The sequence below is a fragment of the Streptomyces tailanensis genome, from assembly GCF_008386495.1.
In the GTDB taxonomy this organism is placed as follows: domain Bacteria; phylum Actinomycetota; class Actinomycetes; order Streptomycetales; family Streptomycetaceae; genus Streptomyces; species Streptomyces tailanensis.
Window position 1 is genome coordinate 1 of the sequence record NZ_VTHJ01000014.1, and the last position, 22,285, is coordinate 22,285.

Sequence of the window (22,285 nt, forward strand, 5' to 3'; positions counted from 1 at the left end):
GTCGGTGACCATCTGGGTTCGCTGGCCTCGCGGGATCTGAAGGCGCGGTGCGCGGCTGGGCTGGAGCACGATGCCGAGGCGTGGGCGGAACGCAAGCGGGTCCTTACGGCCGAGTCGTCCTCGCGCTGGGCGGGGTCGGTCACGAAGGCCACCCATGATCAGTGGGCGCTGGCCCGGCGTGGTCAGCTCGCGCACGTCCAGAGCCTGGAGGCGGGCGTGCGGACCGTCGCGCACCGGCTGTCTGTGCCGGTCGGGCAGAAGGGCGGCAAGAACGCTCCGGGCGGTTACCACAGCAAGCGGGAGTGGTTTGCCAAGTCCCGCCGTCTGCACGTGCTCGAAGACCGGCTTCAGGCGGTGCGGTCCGACCGGGAGACCGGGGTGGTGCGTGTGGTGCGTGTGGTGCGTGTGGTGCGGGGTGGGAAGCGGCTGCTGAGCACCCGCCACCACCTTGGACCGTCCAGGCCGCACCGGTGGCTCCGGGGCGTGAGGGAACCCGCCCCCGCATCCCCGGACCACGGACACGATCCGTGCGCGCCGGATGCGGAGCGAAAGCGGTCGACCAGAACGCCCAACACCGTTCGGGGCGTTCGGCTGAGCACGAGTTCTGGCAACAGGACTCACTCCCGCTCAGTCTTTAGGAACGGTGTTGAGGGCATCGTGCGTAGACTGTGGAGGTGATCGGATCAGAGCGTCTCGCTGTCTTCCTGACCGTTGTGACCGTGCTGATCGCTGTGCCCGGGCCGAGTGTCCTGTTCGTCGTGAGCCGGGGGGTGGCCCTTGGCCGGCGGGCCGCCGTGTCCACGGCGGTGGGCAACGAGGCGGGGCTCCTCGTTCAGGTGGTCCTCGTGGCGCTGGGGCTCGGGGAGGTGCTCGCCCGCTCCTACCTGGTGTTCTCCATCCTGAAGTTCGCCGGTGCCCTCTATCTCGTCTACCTGGGTGTTCAGGCCTGGCGGCACCGCAAGCTGCTGATGGTGCAGGAGCAGACCGCGTCGGAGGCGGGACGTCCGGGGCGGGTCTTCCGGGAGGGCTTCATCGTCGGGGTGAGCAATCCCAAGGGGCTGCTGATCTTCGGTGCGGTGTTGCCGCAGTTCGTCGATCCTTCGGCGGGCAACGCGCAGGTCCAGCTGTTGCTGCTGGGCACGATCTGTGTCCTGATCGCCCTGATCTCCGACGCGACCTGGGGCCTCCTCGCCGGAACCGCCCGCAACTGGCTCGCCAGGTCCCCACGCCGGCTGTCGTGGATCGGCGGGGCGTCGGGTGTCGTGATGGTCGGACTGGGGGTCCGGCTGGCGTTCAGCGGGCGGGAATGAGCGCGGTCTGACGTTCAGTGGGCGGGAACGGGAATGAGCCGCGAAGCGGTAGAGGAGCACCTCGGGGCCGTGGCCCGGGCCGGGGCGAGTGATGCCCGACTCCCGTCACGACTCCCGTCACGCCGGGCCCGCCGTGCGAAAATGGGCCCACTGACTCCCGCCGACCCTTCGAGGTTGCTCCGTGACCAAGCCCGTGGCCCGCGAGCCGCTGCGCCGCAATTCGCGGTCCAACCGGGCGCGCATCCTGGCCACGGCCCGCGAGGAGCTGGGGCGCAACCCCGACGTCACTTTGGAGGAGCTCGCGCGGGCCGCCGGTGTCGTGCGGCGCACCCTCTTCGGGCACTTCCCGGGGCGGGCGGCGCTGCTGGAGGCACTCGCCGACGAGGCCGCCGAGATCATCCGGAACACGGTGGTGCTCGGGGCGAAGGCGACGGAGTCGGCCGAGCTGGCACTCGCACACTTCGTGTTCTCGCTCTGGCCCGTCGGCGACCGCTACCGCATGCTCCTGTCGCTGGCCCGTCGGGACCTGGGCGCCGAGCGCGTCGCCGAGACCTTGGCGCCGGCCCGCGACGAGGTCACCGCCATCCTGGAGCGCGGGCAGCGCGACGGCATCTTCCACACGCATCTGCCGCCGGCCGTGCTCAGCGCCGGTCTGGAGGCGATGCACGTCGCCCTGCTGGAGACGGTCGACACCGGAGAGCTGGAGGACGCCGGACGCCGGATCGCCACCACCACGCTCATCGCCGCCGGAGTGCCCGAGCAGCGCGCGAGCGCCGTGGTCGAGGAGGCCCTGTCGGAGATGGCCTCGGAGACCACGACCGACGCGTGAGCCGCGCCGAGGAGAACGCGGCGATCGTCACCGGGCCGTTCAACCGGCCGATGAGCTCGGCCAGTTAGCGGTGCGCCTCGGCGAGTTCCTGGTCGGCACGCGCGGGCCGGCAACCGCCCCGCCGCCGCACTGTAGTGCCGCTTCACTGAATCTTGCTTGTGGTGAAGTGAAACCGCATGAAGGATCGGGGGCATGAACGAGATGCACGGTACGACCGTCGGACCCCGGAAGGCCCCGCAGGGCAGAGGCGGGCGGTGGGTCGTCGACCTCAGCCACACCATCCGGCACGGCTTGATCACCTACCCGGGGCTGCCCGGCCCCGAGATCGGCGAGCACCTCACCCGGGAGGCGTCGCGGGGGATCTACGCGCCCGGCACCGAGTTCGCCATCGGCCGGATCTCGATGGTCTCCAACACCGGCACCTACCTCGACAGCCCCTTCCACCGTTTCAGCGGCGGACACGACCTCGCCGGGCTGCCCATCGACCGGCTCACAGACCTCGACGGCATCGTCGTACGCGTCCAGGACGCCGACGGCCGGGCCGTGGACCGGGCGGCGCTGCTGCCGTACGACGTCACCGGCCGGGCCGTACTGATCCACACCGGCTGGGACCGGCACTTCGGCACCGAGCGGTACGGCCACGGCCACCCCTATCTCACCGCCGACGCCGTGGCCTGGCTCGTCGAGCAGGGCGCGGCCCTCGTCGGCATCGACTCCCTCAACATCGACGACACCGACGACGGCACCCGCCCCGCCCACACCGGCCTCCTCGCGGCCGGCATCCCCGTCGTGGAACACCTGCGAGGGCTGGAGCAACTACCCCCACAGGGCTTCCGTTTCCACGCCGCGCCCCCGGCGGTCGAGGGCATGGGCACATTCCCGGTACGGGCGTACGCGCTCCTCGACGACGAGAGCGACGAGAGCGACGAGAGCGACGAGGGCGATACGAGCGACGAGCTGACGTCGTGACCGACCTCGACATCAAGCACCTGGACGGCACCGCCGGCGACGCCGAACTCGAAGCGTGGCGGTACGTGCACAACACGATCATCCCTGCGCACCTCCTGACCCTCGACGACGTCCGCGAGCGCGCCGTACGCAACCACCTGGAACTCGCGTACGTCGACGGCGTCCTCGTCGGCAATTCGACGGTCCGCCCGCCCGAGGGGGACACGGCCACGGCCACGGTCATCGCCCGGGTGCTCGCCGAGCACCGGGGGCGGGGGCTCGGCGAGCAGCTGTACGCGCGGGCGCTGCGGCGGGCGCGGGAGTGGGGTGCGCGGACCGTCGAGACCTGCGTGCTGTCGTCGAACGAGGACGGCCTGCGGTTCGCGCTGAAGCACGGCTTCGTGGAGATCGAGCGCTATCTGCTGGACGGCGACACGATCCCGTGGATCGACCTCAGGCTCTCCGAACAGCACATCTAGAGGTTGTCCGCGATGTCCAGCGCCGCCACGTACCCGAAGGTCATCGCGGGCCCGATCGTCGACCCGGCCCCCGCGTAACTGCGGCCCATCACAGCGGCGCCGGCGTTGCCCGCCGCGTACAGGCCGGGGATGACCGAGCCGTCGGGGCGCAGGACGCGGGCGCGGGCGTCGGTGAGGAGGCCGCCCTTGGTGCCGAGGTCGCCCGGGACGATGCGGAGGGCGTAGTAGGGCGGCAGCCACAGGGGTGCCAGACAGGAGTTGGGCTGCACGGAGGGGTCCGTGTAGTAGTGGTCGTACGCGCTGTCGCCGCGCCCGAAGTCGGTGTCCTCGCCCTGCCGGGCAAGGGAGTTGAAGCGGTCGACGGTGGAGCGCAGGGCGGCCGCCGGTACGCCGATCGCGGTGGCGAGCGCGTCCAGTGTCCACGCCTTGTGGGCGGCCCCGGCGTCGTACCACTCGTCGGGGAACGGGAACGTCGGCGCGATGTCCTTGAAGAGGTACCGGTTGCGGTAGTTCTGGTCGACGATCAGCCAGGCCGGAATGTGCGCGGCGGACGGAGTGTCGCGCTCATACATGGTGTGGACGACATCGCTGTACGGCCCCGCCTCGTTGACGAAGCGCGCGCCCGCCGCGTTGACCAACAGGCCACCGGGGAGGGTGCGTTCGGCGAGGCAGAACCACGGCTGGCCGGGGGTGGGGATGGCCGGCCCCCACCAGGCGTCGTCCATCAGGTCCGTCGCCGCGCCCAGCTGTTGTCCGGCCCGTATGCCGTCCCCGGTGTTCTCCTTCGCGCCGACGGTCCACTCGGTCCCGATCGGCTGTTCCTGGTACCGCGCGCGCATGGCCGCGTTGTGCTCGAAGCCGCCGGAGCCGACGATGACGCCGCGCCGGGCGCGTACGAGACCGGGGGCGCCGTCGCGGGTGACGACCGCCCCGGCCACCGTCCCGCCCTCCACGTACAGTTCCGTCAAAGGGGTGTTGAGCCACACCGGTACGTCGGCGGCGAGGAGCCCGGCGCGCAGTCCGCCCGCCAGGGCCTGCCCCATGGTGAGCGGCTTCTGCCCGAGCAGCGCGGCCTTCGTACCCCGCGCGAGGCACTCGGTGGCGACGGCGAGCCCTTTCGCGCTCACGGCGGTCAGGGCGAGCCACTTGTAGTCGGCGCCGAAGACGACCATGCCGGCCGGAGTGGACAGATACGGCGGGTTCAGCCGGGCCAGTTCGTCGCCCAGGATGTTCCCGTCGAGTTGGTCGGGTTCGATGGAGCGGCCGTTCGGCAGCCCGCCCGGCAGCTCCGGGTAGTAGTCGCTGTATCCCTCCATCCAGCGGAACCGGAGCGGGCTGTTCGCCATGACGAAGGAGAGCATGGCGGGCCCGTGGTCCAGGAAGGCCTGCTGCCGGTCGGCGGGCACGTCGTCACCGACCACGGCCGCGAGGTACTGGGCCGCCTTGGCGGGGGTGTCCGGCACACCGGCGGCCTTGATGACACTGTTGTTCGGCAGCCAGATCCCGGCCCCCGACCGTGCCGACGACCCTCCGAAGGTCGGCGCCTTCTCCACGACCACACAGCTCAGGCCCCGCTTGGCGGCGGTCAGCGCGGCGGTCATCCCGGCGGCTCCGGAGCCGATCACGACGACGTCGTAGGTGCCGAGCAGGGGCGGGGCGGCGGCCTCGGCCGTGCCCGTGAGCCCACCGGCCGCGAGTACGGCACCCGCCCCCGCGGCGGTACCGAGCACCCGGCGCCGCGAAGGCCCCTCCGGTGCGGTCGTACGTCTGTCAGGATCCGCGCTCTTGGACATGCAGGTCGCTCCAGCCTGGCGAAGGGATGGGTGGCCGTGCTGTTCCGTGCTGTTCCCCGGGAGACGTTTGACTACTTGCGTCCCGGATGTGGTGCGGAGTCTCGAATCTGACGTGAAGGCGTGATGAAGTCAAGAGCAAACTGACGCTACATCAAATTCCTTTGTTTCCATCCCATTTGACCTGCATATTCGTTTCGCGGGGTAGGCGGCTGGGCAGGGTTCGGGCAGCGTGGTCCCGGTCTGCGGACCGAGGGAGGGGGAAGCGCTGTGCATGACCTCGTGCGGGTGCCGGACCATGTCCGGACGCCCGACGGGCGGCGGTTGCGCGTCGAGTGCTCGGGGGATCCGGACGGCCGGCCGGTGTTCCTGTTGCACGGGATGCCGGGCAGCAGGGTCGGGCCCAGACCGCGGTCCATGTTCCTCTACCACCGCGGCGCACGGCTCATCAGTTACGACCGTCCCGGGTACGGGGGTTCGGACCGCCGGCCGGGGCGGCGTGTCGTGGACGTCGTGGAGGATGTCGAAGCCGTCGCGGACGCGCTCGGCCTGGACCGTTTCGCGGTGGTGGGCCGGTCCGGCGGGGCCCCGCACGCGCTGGCCTGCGCCGCGCTGCTGCCGGACCGGGTGACCCGGGCGGCCGCGCTGGTGACGCTCGCGCCGCAGGACGCGGAGGGGCTCGACTGGTTCGCGGGGATGGCGCCCCACAACGTCCGTGAGTTCCAGGCGGCGCTGACCGATCCCCGGGGGTTCGTGGCCGACCTGATCCCGCGCTCGGCCGCCATCCGTTCCGACCCCGCCCGGCTGCTGGACGAGCTGCGCGGCGATCTCACGGACGAAGACCGGGTGATCGTCTCGGACAGCGGCATCCGGTCGATGCTGCTGCGCAACTACCATGAGGCGCTGCGGACTTCACCGTACGGCTGGATCGACGACGCGCTCGCGCTGACCGGCCCCTGGGGGTTCGACCCCACGGAGATCAGGGTGCCGGTGCTGCTCTGGCACGCCGGGAAGGACGTCTTCACCCCGTCCGCCCACTCCTGCTGGCTCGCCGACCGCATCCCCGGCGCCGTCGACGTCTGCGAGCCCGCTGCCGCTCACTTCGCCGCGATACGGGCGCTGCCGGACGTGTTGAGCTGGCTGTTGACCGCTACGGAGCCGTCCGTCGCCTCAACAGCCTGAGCGCGGTCGATGCTTCGTCTGCGGGTGCGTCGTGGCTGGTCGCGCCCACGCGGCGGAGCCGCACAGTGTCACAGCCCCGCGCCCCTTAAAGACGAGGTCGCGCCCGGTGTCTTTTAGGGGCGCGGGGCTGTATTGAATATGCGGCTCCGCCGCGTGGGCGCGAGCAACCACAACACCATCCGCACCCGCCCACGAACCCGCACCCCCCGAGCCCCGACGCGCCCCGTCACACCGCCAGCGGCTCCAGATCCCGGTACACCCGGCGGCGCTGCCCCACCAGCCGGGTGATGCCGTTGCCCTCGCCCAACTGGCGGTTCAGGCGGCGTAGGTCGGCCAACGTGGCCTCGCGGAGGCGTTGGGCCTCCTCCTCCCGGCCCAGCGAGCGCAGCGTCAGCGCGGAGTTGCTGATGACGGCGAGGGTCTCGGGGTGCTGGGGGCCGAGGATTTCCTTGAGGACGTTGCGGGCCGGCTCCTCCAGCGCCCAGGCCTCCTCCGGGTGGCCCTGCTCCGCCAGTACGTTGGCGTGGTTGGCGCGGGCGAAGAGGGTGTGGGGGTGTTCGTCGCCGAGCCCTATGGCCATGCGTTTGGTCACCCTCGCGAACGTCTTCTCCGCATCGTCGGCGTCCCCGCAGGCCCAGAGGTAGATGCCGAGGTTGTTGAGCGCGGCCTGGGTGTACGGGTGGTCCTCGCCCGGCACCTTCGCATAGTGCTCCAGCACGCTCCTGACGGTCTCCCGCGCCCGGTCGGGCTCGTCGGCGGCGTACAGGTCGGCTGCCAGGTTCAGCTCGCAGGCCAGGGAGTCCGGGATCGGGTCCGGGTACTTGTCCCTGGTGTACTGGGTCCGGTACTGGGTGAGCGTTGCCCGGGTCAGCCGGTGCGCGTCCACGAACTGGCCCGCCCGCCGCAGCGACACGGCGAGCGACTTGGCGCAGCTGAGCGTGCCCGGGAAGTCCTTGCCGAGGATCCGCTTGTGGGTCTCGTACGCCTCCGACAGCACCGCCACCGAGTCGGTGTAGCGGCCGACCTCGCGCAGGTCGCGGCCGAGGCCCTGGGCGGAGATCAGGGTGTAGGGGTGGTCGGGGCCGAGGACCTCGCGGCGGCGGGCGTAGGTGTCCTGGTCGACATCGTGGGCCTCGTCGTAGTGGCCGACCATGCGCAGCGCGAGCGCCAGGTTGTTCGCGGCGTTGAGGGTGCGGCTGTTGGACTCGTGGAAGATCTGGCTGAACCCCTGGTGGGCCTCGCGGGCGAGCATCACCGCCTTGGTGTACTCGCCGAGGGCGGCGAGGTCGCTGGCCAGGCTGGAGGTGGTGACGTAGGTGTGCGGATGGGTGGGGCCCAGCACCCTCAGCTGCCGCTCGCGCACCGCCTCGTCGATGTCGCGGGCCTCCACGAAACGCCCCTGGGAGCGCAGCACGTTGGCGAGCTGACCGTGCAGGTACATGTACTGCATGTCGTCCTCGCCGAGGGTCTCCTTCCAGTACGCCAGGAGGTCCTCGGCGAGTTTCCGGGCGCCGGGGAAGTCGCCGCGCTTCCACAGATAGCGGACCCGGTCGATGAGCAGCCGGCGGGGCTCGGCCTCGTGGCAGTCGCGCAGCTCGGAGGCGGCCAGATGCGGCCAGATGATCGCGAACCGGGGCCAGGTCTCGGCGTCGTCGATGGGCTCGTCGCCGGGCGGCCGGGCGCCGACGAGCATGGCGTGGACGACATGCCGGGCCTGCCGCTGCTCCTCCTCCGTGAGCCGGGAGCGGATCACGGCCTGCACCAGCCGGTGCACCTGGATGCTGGTGCTGGCCTGGTCGACCTTGGCGAGGGCGAAGCGGCCGATCTCCCGGATGACACGGCCCAGCATCAGGCTCTCCTGGAGGCTGGGGTCGACCTTCTTCAGCTCGTCGAGCAGCTCCTTGCTGTACAGCAGGTGCGAGGAGATCGGCTCGGGGGCCATGAAGGCGCACAGCTGGAGCAGCCGGACCGAGGCGGGGGAGCGTTCCCGCAGCCGGGTGATGGAGATGTTCCAGGTCGCCGCCACGGTCTGCGGGTAGTCGGCGGCCTGGTTGAGGTCCAGCACACCGGTGGTCTGCTCGTTCAGCTGCCGCAGATACTCCTCGATGGGTGTGGCGGTCTCGGCGAGCCAGGCCGCCGCCTGCTCCACGGCCAGCGGCAGGTCGCCCACCGCCTCCGCCACCCGGTCGGCCTCCTCCGCGCTCAGGCCGGGGGCCCGCCGGGAGAGGTGCTCGACGCTCTCCTGGCGGGGGAAGACGTCGACGGGCAGCGAGGTGCCGCGCTGATCCCAGGTCTGGTTGCGTGAGGTGACGAGGATGTGCCCGCCGCCGCCCTGCGGGAAGAACGGGGTGAGTGCCTCGGGGTTGTCGGCGTTGTCGAAGACGAGGATCCAGCGATTGGTCGGCACGCCCTCGGAGAGCATGCGGACGGTCTCCTGGCTGACCAGGGTCATGTCGTCGCCGCCGGGTGCGCCGATCCGGGCGCCGAGTTCGGCGAGGGAGGAGGCGACGCCGTCGCCGTGCTCGGCGGAGATCCACCACACCAGGTCGTAGTCGGCCATGAACCGGTGCACGTACTCCAGGGCGACCTGTGTCTTGCCGACGCCGCCGAGGCCGAAGAGGGTCTTCGGCTGGGTCACCACCGCGGACGCCCCGCCACGCAGCTGTTCGCGCAGTTCGTCGAGGATCCGCCCCCGGCCCGTGAAGGTGGTGTTGCGCTGCGGCATGTTCCACACGGTGGGCGCGCCGGCCGGGAAGCGGGGCTCCACGACGCCCAGGTCGTCGGGCCGCTCCGGCAGTTTCAGCGCGCCGAGCAGGGCGGCGACGCAACTCGGCTCGTCGAGCCGGTGCAGGTCGACCGGCGTGTGTTCGAGGTAGGCGTCGGGGAACCTGACCTCGTCGACGCGCAGCGGCACCATGGTGGTGCGCTGCATGCCGAGCGCGGTGTCGGCGAGGGAGCGCCAGATTCCCTGGGCGTGCCGGGACTTCTGGAAGGCGTGGGACAGCAGCAGGACCGTACGGGTCACCGTGTCCAGGCGCTCCGGCGGCCCGGCGGACACGTCGTGCAGCGTGACGTTGCAGCCGGACTGCCGGAGGATGGCCTCCACCCAGTCCGCCCACATCCGGTTCTCCGCCGCGTACACCACGACGATGTCCGTCATCGGCTGGCGCCGGGTGAACGCCTCCAGACAGCGCTGCCGCACCGGCTCCGGCACCGGCGGGAGCGAGGTGACCTCGCCGTCGGAGATCACCTTCGTGAGCCGTTCGAACGCGGACAGCAGGGAGTTCGCGATGTTGCTCTTGTCGCCGACCGTCGCGAGCGTCTCCTCGTACGCGTAGAACGGCACGTACGGGATCTCCATCGCGCCCCAGTAGGCGTCCAGCTGCTCGGGGCCGAGTTCCTCGCCGTCGAGGCCCCGGGGCAGGCCCTCGAACCGCAGCCGGGCCAGCGCCCGTCCCGCGTCGACCTTCCGTTTCTCGCCCTCGTCGATGCGCATCAGCACCGGCAGCACCCGGATCCGCCGCTTGTGATGGCCGCCGTCGACGCTGCGGGCCACCGCGGCCGCCCCGTCCAGCGACTGGCCGCTGAGGGTGAAGCAGTCGACGAGGACGTCGGGCATCTGGATGGTGCAGATGTCCGCGCTGTCGGACAGGCCGGTGCGGCTGTCGATGAGGACGTAGTCGTACGACGCCTTCATGTCCTCGCGCAGGGCGTCCAGGAACTGGCCGCCGCCGAGCCGCTCGTAGAAGTTGTCCCATTCGAACGACGACACGGTCGCCGAGTACTCGCGGTTGCGCCGCCCCGAGGACAGGAAGTCGAGCGAACCGCCTTCGGGGAACGACAGCCCGAGCCGCTCGGGGCCGAGGGACACGGCGTGCTGCTCGACGCGGGCGAAGTCCTTGTGCCAGGGGCCGGTGCGCGGGCCGCCGGTGGTCGCGGCCCAGCAGTACTCGGTGATCATGTCGAGGACGCCGGTGGTGGACGCCAGCACGCTCAGGTCCAGGAACGGCTGGTAGAAGCGGTCCAGACCCGGGGCCTCCAGGTCCCAGTCGACGGCCAGGACGCGTTTGCCGTTGGCGGCCAGGATCCACGCCGCGTTGGCCAGGGCCATCGTGCGGCCCGTACCACCTTTGTACGAATAGAAGGTGATGATGCGTCCGTCCTGACGGGCCGTCATGCTTCTCCTCCGTGGTCGGGATGCGCATCGGGGTCGGTCGGCTGGGCGAGGCTGAGCCGGGGCCGGGGTGTGGTGGGGCCCGGCGGCGGATGGGCCTTGGCGTGGCGGAGGTACTGCCGGGTCGCCTGGGCCACGACCACCGGCAGGACCTCGGTGAACTGCTTCAGGGTGGGTACGCCGTTGACCGCGGCCCAGCACTTGGCGCGGCGCCCCCGCTCCAGGATCAGCGGCAGGGTGTCCTCCAGCTCCTCCTTGAGCCGCTCGCCCTGTTCACCGCGGCACTGCAGGTCCAGGCGGTTCCAGGGGACGATCGCGCCGACCCAGGGGTGGGCGGCCGCGTCGAACGTCTTGAGCCGGTGCCGTCGCTCCTTGTCGAGCAGGGCCCAGCGGTCAAGGAGCAGGATCCCGGGGTGGCCCTCGGCCGGCTGTCCGCCCGCGTCGGCGTCGGTCCCGGCCGTGGTGAGACCTTCGGCGCCGGGGTCCGGGACGTCGAAGTCCGACACCGTGATCCGGTAGTCGAGGGACCGGATCAGCTCCTCCGCCAGCGTCGACAGCGGGCGCCTCGACTCGCTGTGGTACGGGTTCCACTCCGTGGCGTCCTCGCCGTACGGGCTCGCGTCCCGGCCCTCGGGCACAGAACCGCGGCTGGGCGCCACCACGGTGACATGGATCCGGCGCGGGCCCTCACCGTGCGGCCGGAACGCGCTGTGCGTCGACTCGTAAGGGCGGGGCCGGCTCGACGGCAGCGGAGTCGTCTCGGCGACGTGCACGATCCGCTGCGCGAGACCGAACACGGCTTCCTCGTACTCGTCCCGCAGCCGCTTGAGCTTGATCAGCCCGTAGATCCCGTACGAGGCGTAGCGCTCCCCGAACTTGGTGCGGTCCACCTGGATCTGCCGTACGGATTCGGGCACGTTCTCCAGGTCGACGCCACCCGTCCACAGCACGGGGACGATGGCCGGGATGTCGCCGAGGCCGGCGTCGCGTGCCTCGCGTATCCGCTCGGCGAAGGTGAACCACTCGCGTCCGCAGGGTTCGCTGGAGAAATACCGGGGCGAGTACAGCGGCACGAACACCCGGCAGTGCGCCAGATTCTCGCTCAGCCGGTCCGGCCATCCTTCCCCGGACCGCATCTCCCGGTCCAGGAACCCCACCGGCGTCCCCCTCGGATGCGCCGTGAGAGCCAGCACATCCGCGCACAGATCCTTGAACAGGGTGTGCACCCAGTGATCCGGGTCGCCACCGTCCGGTCCCGAAGGGGGAGTGTGCGCGTAACTGAGAAAGAAGTACGGACGGTTGTCCGGAGCCCGCCCCCGTGCAGCTGTATTCACACGCCCCCCGCCCTGTCGATGCCTCGTACCCCGCCTGGGCGCCATCCGGCCGGAACCAACAATGTGCCCGATCAACCCCCGGGCACATGGTTTGTTTCACGTCATTTCAGCGCGATATCCGGACATCAGGTGCCGGGCCGTGTCGACAGCATCGCGCATCCCGAACAGAAACGCCGGTTTTCCCGCGAACTCCCTTTCTTTGAACAAGTCATGCGGTAACCGCGCCCCGATCTCCCCGAAATCCCCGTCGTAGAGGGAGAGATCCTCGTACTCGATCCAGTTGCCCTTGTCCTTCACCACACAGCGGTACGTCCGGGTCGGGGCCGGCGGGTTCATCCGGTACTCGGCGAGATGGAAGGCGGTGCACACCTCGAAACCCACCCGCAGCAGCAGTACCTGGGCATCGGCGGCGTACAGCGCGGCCATCGGGGACCGCTCACCGAGGTGACAGTGCGGGTCGTGGCCGAAGAGCAACTCCTCGGCCCGGGCGCCGAGTCCGGCGAACGAGGTCTGCGGATGAGCGCTGCGGACCGCGCCCGGGGTGGTCCGCACACACTCGGCGAACGCGCCCATGGCCGGGCAGGGCGTGGCGTCCGGCTCGAACGGCGGCATCGACGCCCGGAACGCGGCCTTCTCCCGCTCGGTCATCCCCTCGGTATGGCGGTGATACGCGGGGGAGGTGTCGGAGTTCTCCGGAGTGAAGGCGGGCACGACGAGCGTGCCGTCGGGCCCGAGCGCGGCCAGCACGGCGTCCCGTACCTCCTCCGGGCTCCACCCGGTTCCGCCCAGCGAGGAGTGCACCATGAGGACACCGCCGGGCCGGACCCCCAACTCGCGCAGTGCGTCCGGGAGTCGAGTGATGTCATCCATGCGGGACCGCCAGCTCCTCACGCATTTCGTCGGCCAAGTGGGCTCCGCTCTCCGTCAGTTCACTGCCCGGGCGATGGGCGAGAGCGTCCAGGGCATGCCGCGCCCGTCGCAGCGATTCGACGGCGTCGTCCTCGTCCGCGACCGCCCTCCCCACCCATGCGCTCGCCTCGTCCAGCAGCCGCCCGGCGGCGCTGCCCGGCACAGCCAGGTCCGTGACCTCGCCCAGCGCCCTGAGCCGGAACTCGCGCCCCAGCAAGGGCAGTTCGCGTACGAACTCTTCGGGCTCGAAGTCGACCGCCACGCCCAGGGCGCCGAACGCGTGCGAGCCGAGGCGCAGTCCGCCGCCCGGGGCGAGGGGGGTGACGGTGGTGATGAGGGGCACGTTGACGCCCTCGCGCCAGCCGGGCCGCCGGTCGTCCAGGGCTTCGTGGGCCGCTCGCAGCCGTTTGCCGAAGAGGGCCAGGTCGCTCGGGGGCAGCGGGGCCGCGACCGGCACCGGGTAGCAGTCGCGGTGGGGATCGGCGTCGTCGAGGAGCAGTGGTGGCCCGTCGGTGAGCTCGACCGACTCCAACGGCCGCCATTCGGCGGTGAGTTCGCCGCCGTCGGATCCGGTGCCGCCCACGCGGAGGCCGTCCGCGGTGATTGCGCACTCGACCCGTCCGGGCGCCGACAGCCGCAGCGTCCCGAGGGCCGGGAGGTGAAGGTCCCGGCCCGGCTGGTCCCAGCTGAGCGTGGCCTCCGCCCCCGCCAGTACGCCGGCCGCCGTGACCGTGGCCATCAGCCGGGGGAGGTCGGCGGGGCCGTCCAGGGAACGGCGCAGCGCGGGCCGTAGATACGGGTGGGTGAGGACCGTGTTGAGGTGGGAGGCGGAACTCTCGTCGGAGTCCAGCCGGACGAGCAGCCGCCAGGCCGCGTCCCACTCGGGTCTCCCCGCCAGCGCGGCGTTCGCCCGGGCCAGCAGCGATCGGTCCAACTCAAGCTGCGCCAGCCGTAGTTCATCGGCGTCGGCGACGGCCGGGTGCAGCGCACGCTCGGTGATCCGCTCGGCGACGCCCTCCACCAGGCCCTTCAGGTCGGCGCAGAACACCGAAGGATTGTCGAAGCCGCGCTCGGCGCTGTACCGGTGGGCGTAGAGACCACCGCCGCAGGACTGCACGACCGGGCAGCGGCGGCAGGTCTCGCTGATCCCGGCGAGGCCCGACTGGCGGGCGCGGACCCCCGGATGCTCGGCGAACTCCGCGAAACCGTGCCGGAAGACGTCGTAACCGGTGGCCGGGGCGCCCTCGTACGCCGTCTTGAGCGAGTCCGCCTGCTCGAACGTGCCGTCGGTCTCGATCACCGCCAGATCGGACGGCGCCAGCCCCAGCGCCTCGGTGAGGCTCGGCCCGCCGCGCAGCGTGCTCAGCACCGAGTCGAAGGTCCGCACCGGCATCAGGCGGCCCTGCTCCTCCCACCGGTCGAAGATCCTCAGCAGCCAGTCGGCATACGGCGTCGCCGAGCCCCCCGGCTCACGGCCGGGGGGAGGGGCGTCCCAGGTGGAGTGCGGGAGCAGATAGTCGATCCGGGGCGGATCCAGGGCGGTCAGCGCGTCATGCACGGCCACCGGGTCGTTCGCCACATCCACCGTGCACAACAGCCCCTGATAGAGATGCCGGTACTCCGGGAGCCGGAGGAGCTCGATCGCCCGCACCACCCGGTCGTAACTGCTGCGACCCCGGCGGTCGAGCCGGTGACGGTCATTGGCGGCACGGTCACCGTCGAGGGAGATACCGACTTTCACATCGAATTCGTCGAACACCCGCAAGTGATCTCTGTTCAGCCGCACACCATTGGTGTGAATACGCAGATCCAGTGCGGTGACCGGGCACAGGGCACGGGTGAGTTCCGCGCAGATTCGTCTCAGCCGGGCCGGGCCGACGAGCAGCGGTTCACCGCCGTGCAGAATGACGGTGACGGATTCCAGTTTTCTCGCCACCACATACTCGCTGAGGCGACGGGCGACCTGGTCGAGCGTTTCCTCGGAGATCACCGTCGGCCGTGAACGCCACGTCTGGTCGGCCGCCTCGTACACATAGCAGTGGTCGCACGCCAGATCGCATCGGCTGTGGATCTTGAGTACGAGTTGCTGGATCGCGGGGTCGCTCACTTCGGGCAGTGTACGCCTTCGGACCGCGCGGGGCGGACATGACGACGGGGCCCAACTTCCTTGATCGACAAGGAGGTTGGGGCCCCGGAGGCCTACGTCAGATGCTGGACGTGAAGCCGGCCCTGGCGAGCTGCGACCCGCGCGCGTCCGTCACCCGTCCGGTGGACCGCCGGGTACGGGGCGCGTCCGCGGCGACCGCCGCGAGCGGGGCCAGCTTCTTGTGGGCCGACCGGGCGGTGTCCGAACCACGCGTCGCCTTGATGGAAAGGTTCATCTCTCGTCGCTCCATTTCGCTTGAAGGGACTCTGCCATCGGTCCCTTGCTGGACGAGATCCTTTTGGTCGAGGCTCGGACATGAGGGGGGACGACAGACCACATACTTTCGCGACCCTTCTATCACGCGGCGGCGCGCCCTGCTATGCGGTATCCGGAGGTGGCGGGGTGGCACATTTTCAAGATTGACGAGAGCATGACCGTCCCGTTCAGGTCCCGTTCGTGTCCCGCTGACGTCCTGCTGACTCCCTGCATCCGTGCGAGGTCTTCATGGCTGCCACGCCCGGCCCCAGCACTACGGTGAGTGACCGAGATCTGCCCCCGCTGTTCCGCGTCAGCGACGAGAAGGCGCTGGCCCATCAAGGTGAATCCTTCCGGGTCGTCCGTACGCAGCTGGTCGTCCTGCTGCTGGCCACCGCGACCGCCTCGCTCGCCGAGCGGGTGGGCAGCCGTATCCCCTCGGGGATCGCCGCCGTGCTCTACGCCCTGACGATCGTGATCGGCGTCTACGCCTCCCGTCGCCGCGCCCGGGCGCACTGGCAGGCGCACCGGGCCGCCGCCGAGGTGATCAAGTCGCTGGCGTGGCAGTACATGGTCCACGGTGGCCCTTTTCACTCCGGTCTCCGCAACCCCGACGCCCTGTTCGCCGAACGGCTGGAGGAACGCCTCAGCGAACTGCGCAAGGTGGGCTGGGAGGACTCGCGGGAGAGCGCCGCCGAGCTGGGCCTCGGGCAGATCACCGCGCGGATGCGTCAGGTGCGCGCCAAGCCGTTCGCCGCCCGGCGCGACATCTACCTCCGCGACCGGGTCGTGGAGCAACTCACCTGGTACGGCAGCAAGGCCGGGCAGGCCCACCGGGCGTCCGTGCGCTGGTCCGGCGTGACGACCCTGCTGACCTCGCTGGCCCTGCTCACCGCCGTCCTCAGGGCCGTCGGGGCGATCGGCAGCCGCCTGGACCCCACCGGCGTACTCAGCGCCGCTGCCGCCGCCGGCGTCGCCTGGCAGGAAGTCCGCCGACACCGCCCGCTGACCTACGCCCACTCCCTCGTCGAACAGGACCTCGACACGCTCCGGATCGCCATGGGTACCACCGTCAAGGAGGAGGGGTGGGCGGACGCGGTGGCGGAGGCGGAGCGGCTGGTCTCGCCGCAGCACACGGACTGGCTCGTACGGTTCGGGTCTTGAACCTTTTCCGGGTCAGGCGCGGCGTACTCCCGGGCTCCACAGCACCGTCACCGGTACGCCCGTCCGGCGCGCGTAGGCGACGATGTCGGCGGTGCCGCCGAGGCCGCGGGCCGGGGCGCCGTCCCAGACGGCGACCATGCGGTCGGCGTGGTCGACGATGTAGCGGCCGGCCGCGTAGTACGCCTCGTCGTGGGTGCGTTCGTACGGCAGTTCCACGCGCTCGGCGCAGCACTTGAGGAGCCGGCGGTACGACGCCCGCACCTCGTCGTCGCCGAGATGGGTCTCGTAGTCCATGCCGGGGATGACGGCGGTCAGCGGGATGTCGCAGTCCAGGGCGATCTCCGCGAACAGCTGGTCCGCGCCGGCCGCGAGGCTGCTCAGGGCCCGGGTGCCCGGACGGCCCTGTAACTCCGTCCGGATGCCGGAGCGGACGGCGGACAGGGCGGCGTCCGGGATGTCGCGGTGTCCGGTGATGCCGATCCGGCTCACGGGCCCAGCCATCCGTGCGCTCACCTCCGTGGCCGCGGTCGTCGATCAACCCACCCTAGCGGCGGCGGAGTTGTACCGATACGAGGCAAACGGCCATGGGGCCGACCCAGTGGCTCACCTCAGTCGTCCAGCGGGTCGGTTCGGTCGCCGAAGGGATCGGTTCGGTCGCTGAAGGGATCGGTTCGGTCGCCGAAGGGGTCGCTGCCGTCGTCCAGCGGATGGGCTCGGTCGCCCATCGGGTCGGCCCGGTCGTCCGACGAGTAGAGGGAGATCGGTGCGATGCGGCCCTCCAGCATCGCGCCGACGCCCAGGGCGGCGCACACGTCGGGGCGTTCGGCGATGTGGACCGGCATGCCGGTGGCGTGTCGCAGCATCTGGTCGAAGCCCGGGAGGAGGGCGCTGCCGCCGACCATCATGATGCCCCGGTCGGCGAGGTCGGCCACCAGGTCGGGCGGGCAGTCGCGGAGCACCTTGCCGATGCCGTCGACGACGGCCGTGAGGGGGGTCTGGATGGCGTCGCGTACGGCGGCCGTGTCCACCTGGACGGAACGGGCCAGCCCCGTCGCCACGTCCAGGCCGTGGATCTCCGTCGACTCGGGGCCGTGAGGGGTGAGGCCGTTGCCGGAGAGGGCGAGCTGGAGTGGCCGTACGGACTGGCTGGGCAGGGTCAGTTCGTGGCGCAGGCGCAGGTGCTGCACGATCGCGTGGTCGATGGCCTCGCCGCCGACGGGGATGCGTACGGCGTTGACGACCGAGCCGAGGGAGAGGACGGCCAGCTGGGTGGCGGCGGCACCGCAGACCATGATCATGGTGGCCTCCGGCTGCTCCACGGGCAGGCCACAGCCGACCGCCGCCGCGATGAGCGTGTCGACCAGTTCCACGCGGCGGGCGCCGAGGCCCACCAGCGTCTCGACCGTGGCGCGCTGGGCGAGGGGGTCCGCGTCGTGCGGGGTGCAGGCGGCGGCACGCAGCACGGGCTTGCGGCGCAGGTTGCGGCGGACCTTGTCGCCGAGCAGCTGGCGCAGCATCCGCTGGGCCATCTCGATGTCGACGACCGTGCCGCCGGAGACGGGCCGTACGACCCTGATGTAGTCGGGCGTACGGCCCATCATCCGCTCCGCGAACTCCCCGACCGCGATCAGCGCCCCCGTCCGCGTGTTCACGGCGGCGACGCTCGGCTGGTCCACGACCAGACCCGCGCCCTTCACATACACCCGGGTCCGCGCCGCCCCCAGGTCAACGGCGAAATGGCAGCGGCGCAACTGCTCCAGACTGTCGGTCATGGCGGTCATGGCGGTCATGGGGGCGGATCCTTCCGAGACATGGACCGTACGGGCCGCCGGACGGCGATCCCCGGTTCCCTGGTTCCCTTGCATCGTGTGTCCCGGGGTGGGGCGGGTGCCTGTTGGGGTGGGCCGGGTGGGGGTGCGGCCGGACGGGTGGTTCCTTGCGGGGCGTCCCTCGAAGATCGGTCAGCTGGGCAGCGGCGCCTGGTAGAGGGGCTTGAGCGAGGCGACGGTGTGCTCGCAGTCGGCGCGCCGCAGCTGCCGGGCGATCTGGCGGGTGCGGGCGTAGCCGATGAAGGGGAGGTCGAGGGCGGTGGCGGCGGTGAGTGACAACCCTGCGCGGGCGGGGGGTGTTCCCCAGGACGATGAGCCCGGCGTCCTGCGCTGCCCCTGCGGATGGAACTCCTCACCCGTCCGCCGGCGCTGGCGGTCCTGACCACGCCTCCACATCAGCGATCAGATCCTGCGAGCTGAAGGATGTAATGCCGAATGTGCGGTGGCATCTTTTCAGGCAGTTGCCCGACGTCGGTGAGGCGTAGTTTCTGGCCTTCACCGACAACGAGTTCCCTCGCCGCGCCTTCCCAGGAGCCGAGGAACACATGAGGTGCGGTCTTGCCGGGCTCGTACGCGGCTACCGTGACCTCTTCGATCGTGTCCGGTGTGATACCGGTTTCTTCCTTGAGCTCCCGGAGAACGGTGTCCATCGGGGTCTCACCCGGCTCCGATCCGCCTCCAGGAAGAGACCAGTATCCCGGCCAGCAAATATCGGGCTTCTCGTCCCGAAGCTGTAGCAGCACTTCACGGCGGCTGTTGACGATCACCGCAACGCATCCGGGTGTCTTCTTCGGGGCGTCAGCCACAGTGGTAGTTCCTCCGCACGTACGCGACAACGACACCCCCACCGTAAGCCGCAACGTGGGGGTGTCGCGTAGCCGAGCGCCGAGCTAGGAGTTCGCGGCGGCGTCCTTGTTCTCACGCGCCGCACGCTCGTACCCGTACGCCAGGTAGTGCTCCCAGTGGACACGGGCGTCTGGGCAGATGCGGTCCAGGGCGACGAAGCCGGCCATGATCGCGGCACACAGCTCGTCGTATACGTCGGTTGGCTCGGCGTTGGTGACGCCGTCCGTGCCCCAGCCGCGAGAGCGTCGGTACAACTCCATCGCCTCGTTGCTCTCTTCGGAGAGCTTGGCCACGAGCAGCAGTGTCAGCACGTCCGAGTATTCGGCCCGGCTACGCCGTTCGTCGCGGCGGCGCAGTTCTCGAATCTGGTCGAACAGGTCAAGGCTGTCGGTCTGGGACATGTTGCTCTCCCGTAGTCCGGGGCCTGCCGGGTTGGGTCAGGCCGTTGGCTGCTGTACAGGGCGGCCGAGTTGGTGCACGGTCCAGCCGGCCGCAGTCCATGCGGCCGTGTCGATGGCCGTACGTACGTCGACCAGAACTTGGCGACGCACCGCGCGGGCCGCTGTTGCGGGAAGTGCGGCGTCCTTGGTGAACTCGGGCCACTCGGTGGCCAGGACGACGATGTCCACGTCGTGCAGAGCGCTGTCGATGTCGTTGGCGTACATGTACTCGGGGTGCAGATGCCGCGCGGCGGTGACCGACTCGGGGTCGTAGATGACGGTGCGGGCGGCCGAAGAATGCAGGAGCCCCGCCAGACGCAGCGCGGGGCTGTTGCGTACGTCACTGGTGCCCGCCTTGAAGGAGGCGCCGAGAACAGCGATCGTCGCGGTGTCGAGCGGTCCGCCGTGAGCCTTCTCGACAAGGTCGCGGGCGGCGTCCATACGAGCGTGGTTGACGCTCTCCACCGCGTTCAAAAGGTCTGCGGCGCCGGTGGCTCCGATCTCCCCCACACGGTGGGTGAAGGCCGCAACGTCCTTGGGGAGGCAGCCGCCTCCGTATCCGATGCCCGGCCGCATGCCACCGTGCCCGATGCGAGGGTCGATACCGATGCCGTACGCCACGGTGGCGACGTCGGCTCCGGTGACCTCGCAGACCTCCGCCATGGCGTTGATGAAGCTGATCTTTGTGGACAGGAACGCGTTCGCCGCGCTCTTGAGGACTTCGGCGGTCGCCGGGTCGGTGACGATCAGTTCGACGTTCCCGCGGGCCAGGATCGGCGCGTACACCTCGCGTACGGCCTTCTCCGCTTCCGGGGAGGTCAGACCCGCGACGACGCGGTCGGGGTACAGGGAGTCCTCGACGGCGTAGCCCTCGCGCAGGAACTCGGGGTTCCATACGAGGTCGACGCCGTCTGATCCGGCGTGCTCGCTGATGATTTCCTGGAGGCGGGCGACCGTGCCGACGGTGACGGTGGACTTGCCGACGATGGTGGTCGGCCGCTTCAGCAAGGGTGCGAGAGCGCGGACGGCGCCGACGACCTGTCCCACGTCGTAGCCCCGGCCATCGGCCCGCAGTGGGGTTCCGACTGCGACGAAGTGGAGGTCGGCGAACTCTGCGGCTTCGTTCAGGCTGGTGGTGAACCGCAGCCGCCCTGCGGAGACGTGTCGCTCAAGCAGCTCGTCGAGGCCGTTCTCGTAGAAGTGGCCGCGACCGGTCTGGAGCTTCTTGACGGTCTCCGGGTTGAGTTCGACCCCGATGACGTCGTGGCCGAGTTCGGCCATCGCGGCGGCGTGCGGGGCGCCGAGGTGCCCGCAGCCGATCACCGAAACGCGCATTGCTGTCCCTTGGTGTGGGTGGTTGTCGTGGGGCGCACGGGAGTACCCCCCACGACGCTATCGCCCCTGAACCGGGGGAGGTTGGCCTTTGGCCAGAGGGTGGTCAGAGGGTGACGTCGAGGAGGTCGCACAGCCCAGTCAGGGCGGGGATGGCCTCTGACCGGACGACGACGTCGCCTTCGCGGGCGCCCTCGATCGGGTACTCCTTGAAGGTGCCGTTCTCCATCAGGCCCTCGGGGTCCACGTAGAAGATCCGCATGCCCCTCTCACGAGCACGAGCCTGTACCTCCCGCCGGTCGGCGTGCAGGCCGACCACGAGCAGGGCCTTGGCCTCGTCGAGGAGTGGCACGGGCGGGATCTTCTGGTCGTAGCGGCGGACGAAGACCTCCGGGAGGCCCGCGCGCGCCGACAGCGTGTCGAAGTTGTGGGTGATGACCGGGCCGACCATGTGCCCGACGTCGTGCAGCGCCTTGAGGGCGCGGTGCGCGGGGGTCGGCTCGGCGACGAAGCACGTGGCGAACATCCGCGTGAGGTGCTCGGCCTTGGTCGGGGTGGCGAGGAGCATCTCCTGGACGAGTGTGTCGGCCTGTGGGCTGAGGGTGAAGGCGTGTGACTGGGTGAGCGTGTTGTCGCGCCGGTCGGTGACCCGGTAGACCTCGTGGAGATAGTGCAGGGGCGGGATGCCGGCCTCGATGCTCGTGCCGCAGCCGACTTCCACCTGGAAGGGAAGGAAGTCGAGGATGCCTGTCAGATCCTCGGCGTACGCCGGGTTGCCCCGCTGTTCCTTGACCCGAATGCCGCCGGCGAGGACGTCCCACGGAAGTTGGCGCATGGGGCGGGGCGGGGTGAGGTAGCCCTCGGAGGCGAACCGCACGTCCAGGGAACGGAAGGCGTCGGGGGTGGGTCGGTCGGCGCGTTCGTCTTGGGGGTGGAGGTCGTACTCGGTGGTGATGACGGCCAGGTCGCCACGGTGCCAGCCACCGGCTTTGCTCTCCCTCCACCTGCCCTCGGCAAGCCAGCCCTGGAGGTGTTTGGCGTAGGTGTTGATCTCCCCGGCCGGGGCCGTGTACGACACGTACAGGTACAGCTATGTCTCACGGCCTCTCCGCACAGGTTAAGGATCAAGCCGGAGGGAGCCACGGCACATGTGCCTACGGAGACTGCCTACCAGGGCATGCTGACGCTCCGTGCGCCGCGAATTCTGGTCGACGACATCCTCATGGTCGTCGAGTCGGATGGTTCGATTGCGATCCCTCTGTGGGATCCGTCGTCCAGAGCCAGGAGCCTGATGGAGGAAGGGCGGGAAGCACCAGAG

The 22,285-nt window shown here is 70.3% G+C and carries 18 protein-coding genes and 2 pseudogenes; 7 read left to right on the plus strand and 13 right to left on the minus strand.

Annotated features, from left to right (window positions below; all coding sequences use genetic code 11):
- From F3T56_RS46960 to F3T56_RS13570, 5 genes and pseudogenes are all read left to right on the plus strand, one after another.
- Window positions 1-462, plus strand: a pseudogene (locus F3T56_RS46960) (IS200/IS605 family accessory protein TnpB-related protein); the annotation flags it as partial.
- Window positions 463-674: 212 nt separating this feature from the next.
- The gene (locus F3T56_RS13555; protein ID WP_172638928.1) at window positions 675-1,310 is read left to right on the plus strand and encodes a LysE family translocator; all 636 of its coding nucleotides are present in this window, start codon (window positions 675-677) and stop codon (window positions 1,308-1,310) included.
- A 181-nt stretch (window positions 1,311-1,491) separates the two neighbouring features.
- On the plus strand, window positions 1,492-2,139 hold the full coding sequence (locus F3T56_RS13560) for a TetR/AcrR family transcriptional regulator (RefSeq protein ID WP_149825432.1): 648 nt from the start codon (window positions 1,492-1,494) through the stop codon (window positions 2,137-2,139).
- A gap of 192 nt (window positions 2,140-2,331) precedes the next feature.
- A complete protein-coding gene (locus tag F3T56_RS13565) occupies window positions 2,332-3,108 on the plus strand; it encodes a cyclase family protein (protein WP_246203605.1) in 777 nt (258 codons plus the stop codon).
- Window positions 3,105-3,566: a GNAT family N-acetyltransferase gene (locus F3T56_RS13570; protein WP_149825433.1), complete on the plus strand. Its 462-nt coding sequence runs from the start codon at window positions 3,105-3,107 to the stop codon at window positions 3,564-3,566. The genes F3T56_RS13565 and F3T56_RS13570 overlap by 4 nt, the downstream gene beginning before the upstream one ends.
- Here F3T56_RS13570 and kstD read toward each other — a convergent pair.
- Window positions 3,563-5,359: a 3-oxosteroid 1-dehydrogenase gene (gene kstD / locus F3T56_RS13575; RefSeq protein WP_149825434.1), complete on the minus strand. Its 1,797-nt coding sequence runs from the start codon at window positions 5,357-5,359 to the stop codon at window positions 3,563-3,565. The genes F3T56_RS13570 and kstD overlap by 4 nt on opposite strands.
- Window positions 5,360-5,626: 267 nt before the next feature.
- Between kstD and F3T56_RS13580 the strand changes: the two genes are divergently transcribed.
- Window positions 5,627-6,538, plus strand: coding sequence for an alpha/beta fold hydrolase (locus tag F3T56_RS13580; RefSeq protein ID WP_149825435.1), 912 nt, complete (start codon window positions 5,627-5,629; stop codon window positions 6,536-6,538).
- Window positions 6,539-6,764: 226 nt separating this feature from the next.
- On the opposite strand, the gene fxsT is transcribed toward F3T56_RS13580, so the two are convergent.
- From fxsT to fxsA, 5 genes are all read right to left on the minus strand, one after another.
- Window positions 6,765-10,715 carry an FxSxx-COOH system tetratricopeptide repeat protein gene (gene fxsT, locus F3T56_RS13585; protein WP_149825436.1) on the minus strand — a complete coding sequence of 1,317 codons (3,951 nt, stop codon included), beginning with the start codon at window positions 10,713-10,715 and terminating at the stop codon, window positions 6,765-6,767.
- On the minus strand, window positions 10,712-12,091 hold the full coding sequence (locus F3T56_RS13590; protein ID WP_172638929.1) for a TIR-like protein FxsC: 1,380 nt from the start codon (window positions 12,089-12,091) through the stop codon (window positions 10,712-10,714). The genes fxsT and F3T56_RS13590 overlap by 4 nt, the downstream gene beginning before the upstream one ends.
- Window positions 12,092-12,142: 51 nt before the next feature.
- Complete coding sequence (locus tag F3T56_RS13595; protein WP_149825438.1) at window positions 12,143-12,916, minus strand: AAC(3) family N-acetyltransferase; 774 nt, start codon at window positions 12,914-12,916, stop codon at window positions 12,143-12,145.
- Complete coding sequence (fxsBH, locus tag F3T56_RS13600) at window positions 12,909-15,062, minus strand: radical SAM/SPASM protein FxsBH, inactivated beta-hydroxylase extension form (protein ID WP_149825439.1); 2,154 nt, start codon at window positions 15,060-15,062, stop codon at window positions 12,909-12,911. Before fxsBH ends, F3T56_RS13595 begins: the two co-directional genes overlap by 8 nt.
- A 97-nt stretch (window positions 15,063-15,159) precedes the next feature.
- Window positions 15,160-15,336, minus strand: coding sequence for an FxSxx-COOH cyclophane-containing RiPP peptide (fxsA, locus tag F3T56_RS13605; protein ID WP_149825440.1), 177 nt, complete (start codon window positions 15,334-15,336; stop codon window positions 15,160-15,162).
- A gap of 269 nt (window positions 15,337-15,605) precedes the next feature.
- Here fxsA and F3T56_RS13610 point away from each other — a divergent pair, with 269 nt between their 5' ends.
- Window positions 15,606-16,520 (plus strand): DUF4231 domain-containing protein, encoded by a 915-nt coding sequence (locus tag F3T56_RS13610; protein WP_149825441.1) that lies wholly within the window; start codon window positions 15,606-15,608, stop codon window positions 16,518-16,520.
- Between the two features lie 12 nt (window positions 16,521-16,532).
- Here the strand turns inward: F3T56_RS13610 and F3T56_RS13615 are convergent, their stop codons facing one another.
- From F3T56_RS13615 to F3T56_RS13645, 7 genes and pseudogenes are all read right to left on the minus strand, one after another.
- On the minus strand, window positions 16,533-17,021 hold the full coding sequence (locus F3T56_RS13615) for a hypothetical protein (RefSeq protein WP_172638930.1): 489 nt from the start codon (window positions 17,019-17,021) through the stop codon (window positions 16,533-16,535).
- A gap of 227 nt (window positions 17,022-17,248) precedes the next feature.
- Window positions 17,249-18,292 (minus strand): annotated as a pseudogene (locus F3T56_RS13620) (rod shape-determining protein); the annotation flags it as partial.
- Window positions 18,293-18,481: 189 nt separating this feature from the next.
- Entirely contained in the window at window positions 18,482-18,745 is a 264-nt protein-coding gene (locus F3T56_RS13625; RefSeq protein WP_149825442.1) for a hypothetical protein, read from the minus strand.
- Complete coding sequence (locus tag F3T56_RS13630) at window positions 18,745-19,155, minus strand: NUDIX hydrolase (protein ID WP_149825443.1); 411 nt, start codon at window positions 19,153-19,155, stop codon at window positions 18,745-18,747. Before F3T56_RS13630 ends, F3T56_RS13625 begins: the two co-directional genes overlap by 1 nt.
- 84 nt (window positions 19,156-19,239) lie before the next feature.
- The gene (locus tag F3T56_RS13635) at window positions 19,240-19,596 is read right to left on the minus strand and encodes a hypothetical protein (protein ID WP_149825444.1); all 357 of its coding nucleotides are present in this window, start codon (window positions 19,594-19,596) and stop codon (window positions 19,240-19,242) included.
- A 36-nt stretch (window positions 19,597-19,632) separates the two neighbouring features.
- The gene (locus tag F3T56_RS13640; RefSeq protein ID WP_149825445.1) at window positions 19,633-20,970 is read right to left on the minus strand and encodes a UDP-glucose dehydrogenase family protein; all 1,338 of its coding nucleotides are present in this window, start codon (window positions 20,968-20,970) and stop codon (window positions 19,633-19,635) included.
- Window positions 20,971-21,073: 103 nt separating this feature from the next.
- Window positions 21,074-22,045: a hypothetical protein gene (locus tag F3T56_RS13645; protein ID WP_216372960.1), complete on the minus strand. Its 972-nt coding sequence runs from the start codon at window positions 22,043-22,045 to the stop codon at window positions 21,074-21,076.
- Window positions 22,046-22,285: the final 240 nt, after the last annotated feature.

Bases quoted from the DNA above. Each gene is read 5' to 3' on its own strand.
- F3T56_RS13565 (WP_246203605.1), top strand. From the start codon at position 2,332: ATGAACGAGATGCACGGTACGACCGTCGGACCCCGGAAGGCCCCGCAG.
- kstD (WP_149825434.1), bottom strand. From the start codon at position 5,359: ATGTCCAAGAGCGCGGATCCTGACAGACGTACGACCGCACCGGAGGGG.
- fxsT (WP_149825436.1), bottom strand. From the start codon at position 10,715: ATGACGGCCCGTCAGGACGGACGCATCATCACCTTCTATTCGTACAAA.
- F3T56_RS13590 (WP_172638929.1), bottom strand. From the start codon at position 12,091: ATGGCGCCCAGGCGGGGTACGAGGCATCGACAGGGCGGGGGGCGTGTG.
- F3T56_RS13595 (WP_149825438.1), bottom strand. From the start codon at position 12,916: ATGGATGACATCACTCGACTCCCGGACGCACTGCGCGAGTTGGGGGTC.
- fxsA (WP_149825440.1), bottom strand. From the start codon at position 15,336: ATGAACCTTTCCATCAAGGCGACGCGTGGTTCGGACACCGCCCGGTCG.
- F3T56_RS13610 (WP_149825441.1), top strand. From the start codon at position 15,606: ATGGCTGCCACGCCCGGCCCCAGCACTACGGTGAGTGACCGAGATCTG.
- F3T56_RS13615 (WP_172638930.1), bottom strand. From the start codon at position 17,021: ATGGCTGGGCCCGTGAGCCGGATCGGCATCACCGGACACCGCGACATC.
- F3T56_RS13625 (WP_149825442.1), bottom strand. From the start codon at position 18,745: ATGTGGAGGCGTGGTCAGGACCGCCAGCGCCGGCGGACGGGTGAGGAG.
- F3T56_RS13635 (WP_149825444.1), bottom strand. From the start codon at position 19,596: ATGTCCCAGACCGACAGCCTTGACCTGTTCGACCAGATTCGAGAACTG.
- F3T56_RS13640 (WP_149825445.1), bottom strand. From the start codon at position 20,970: ATGCGCGTTTCGGTGATCGGCTGCGGGCACCTCGGCGCCCCGCACGCC.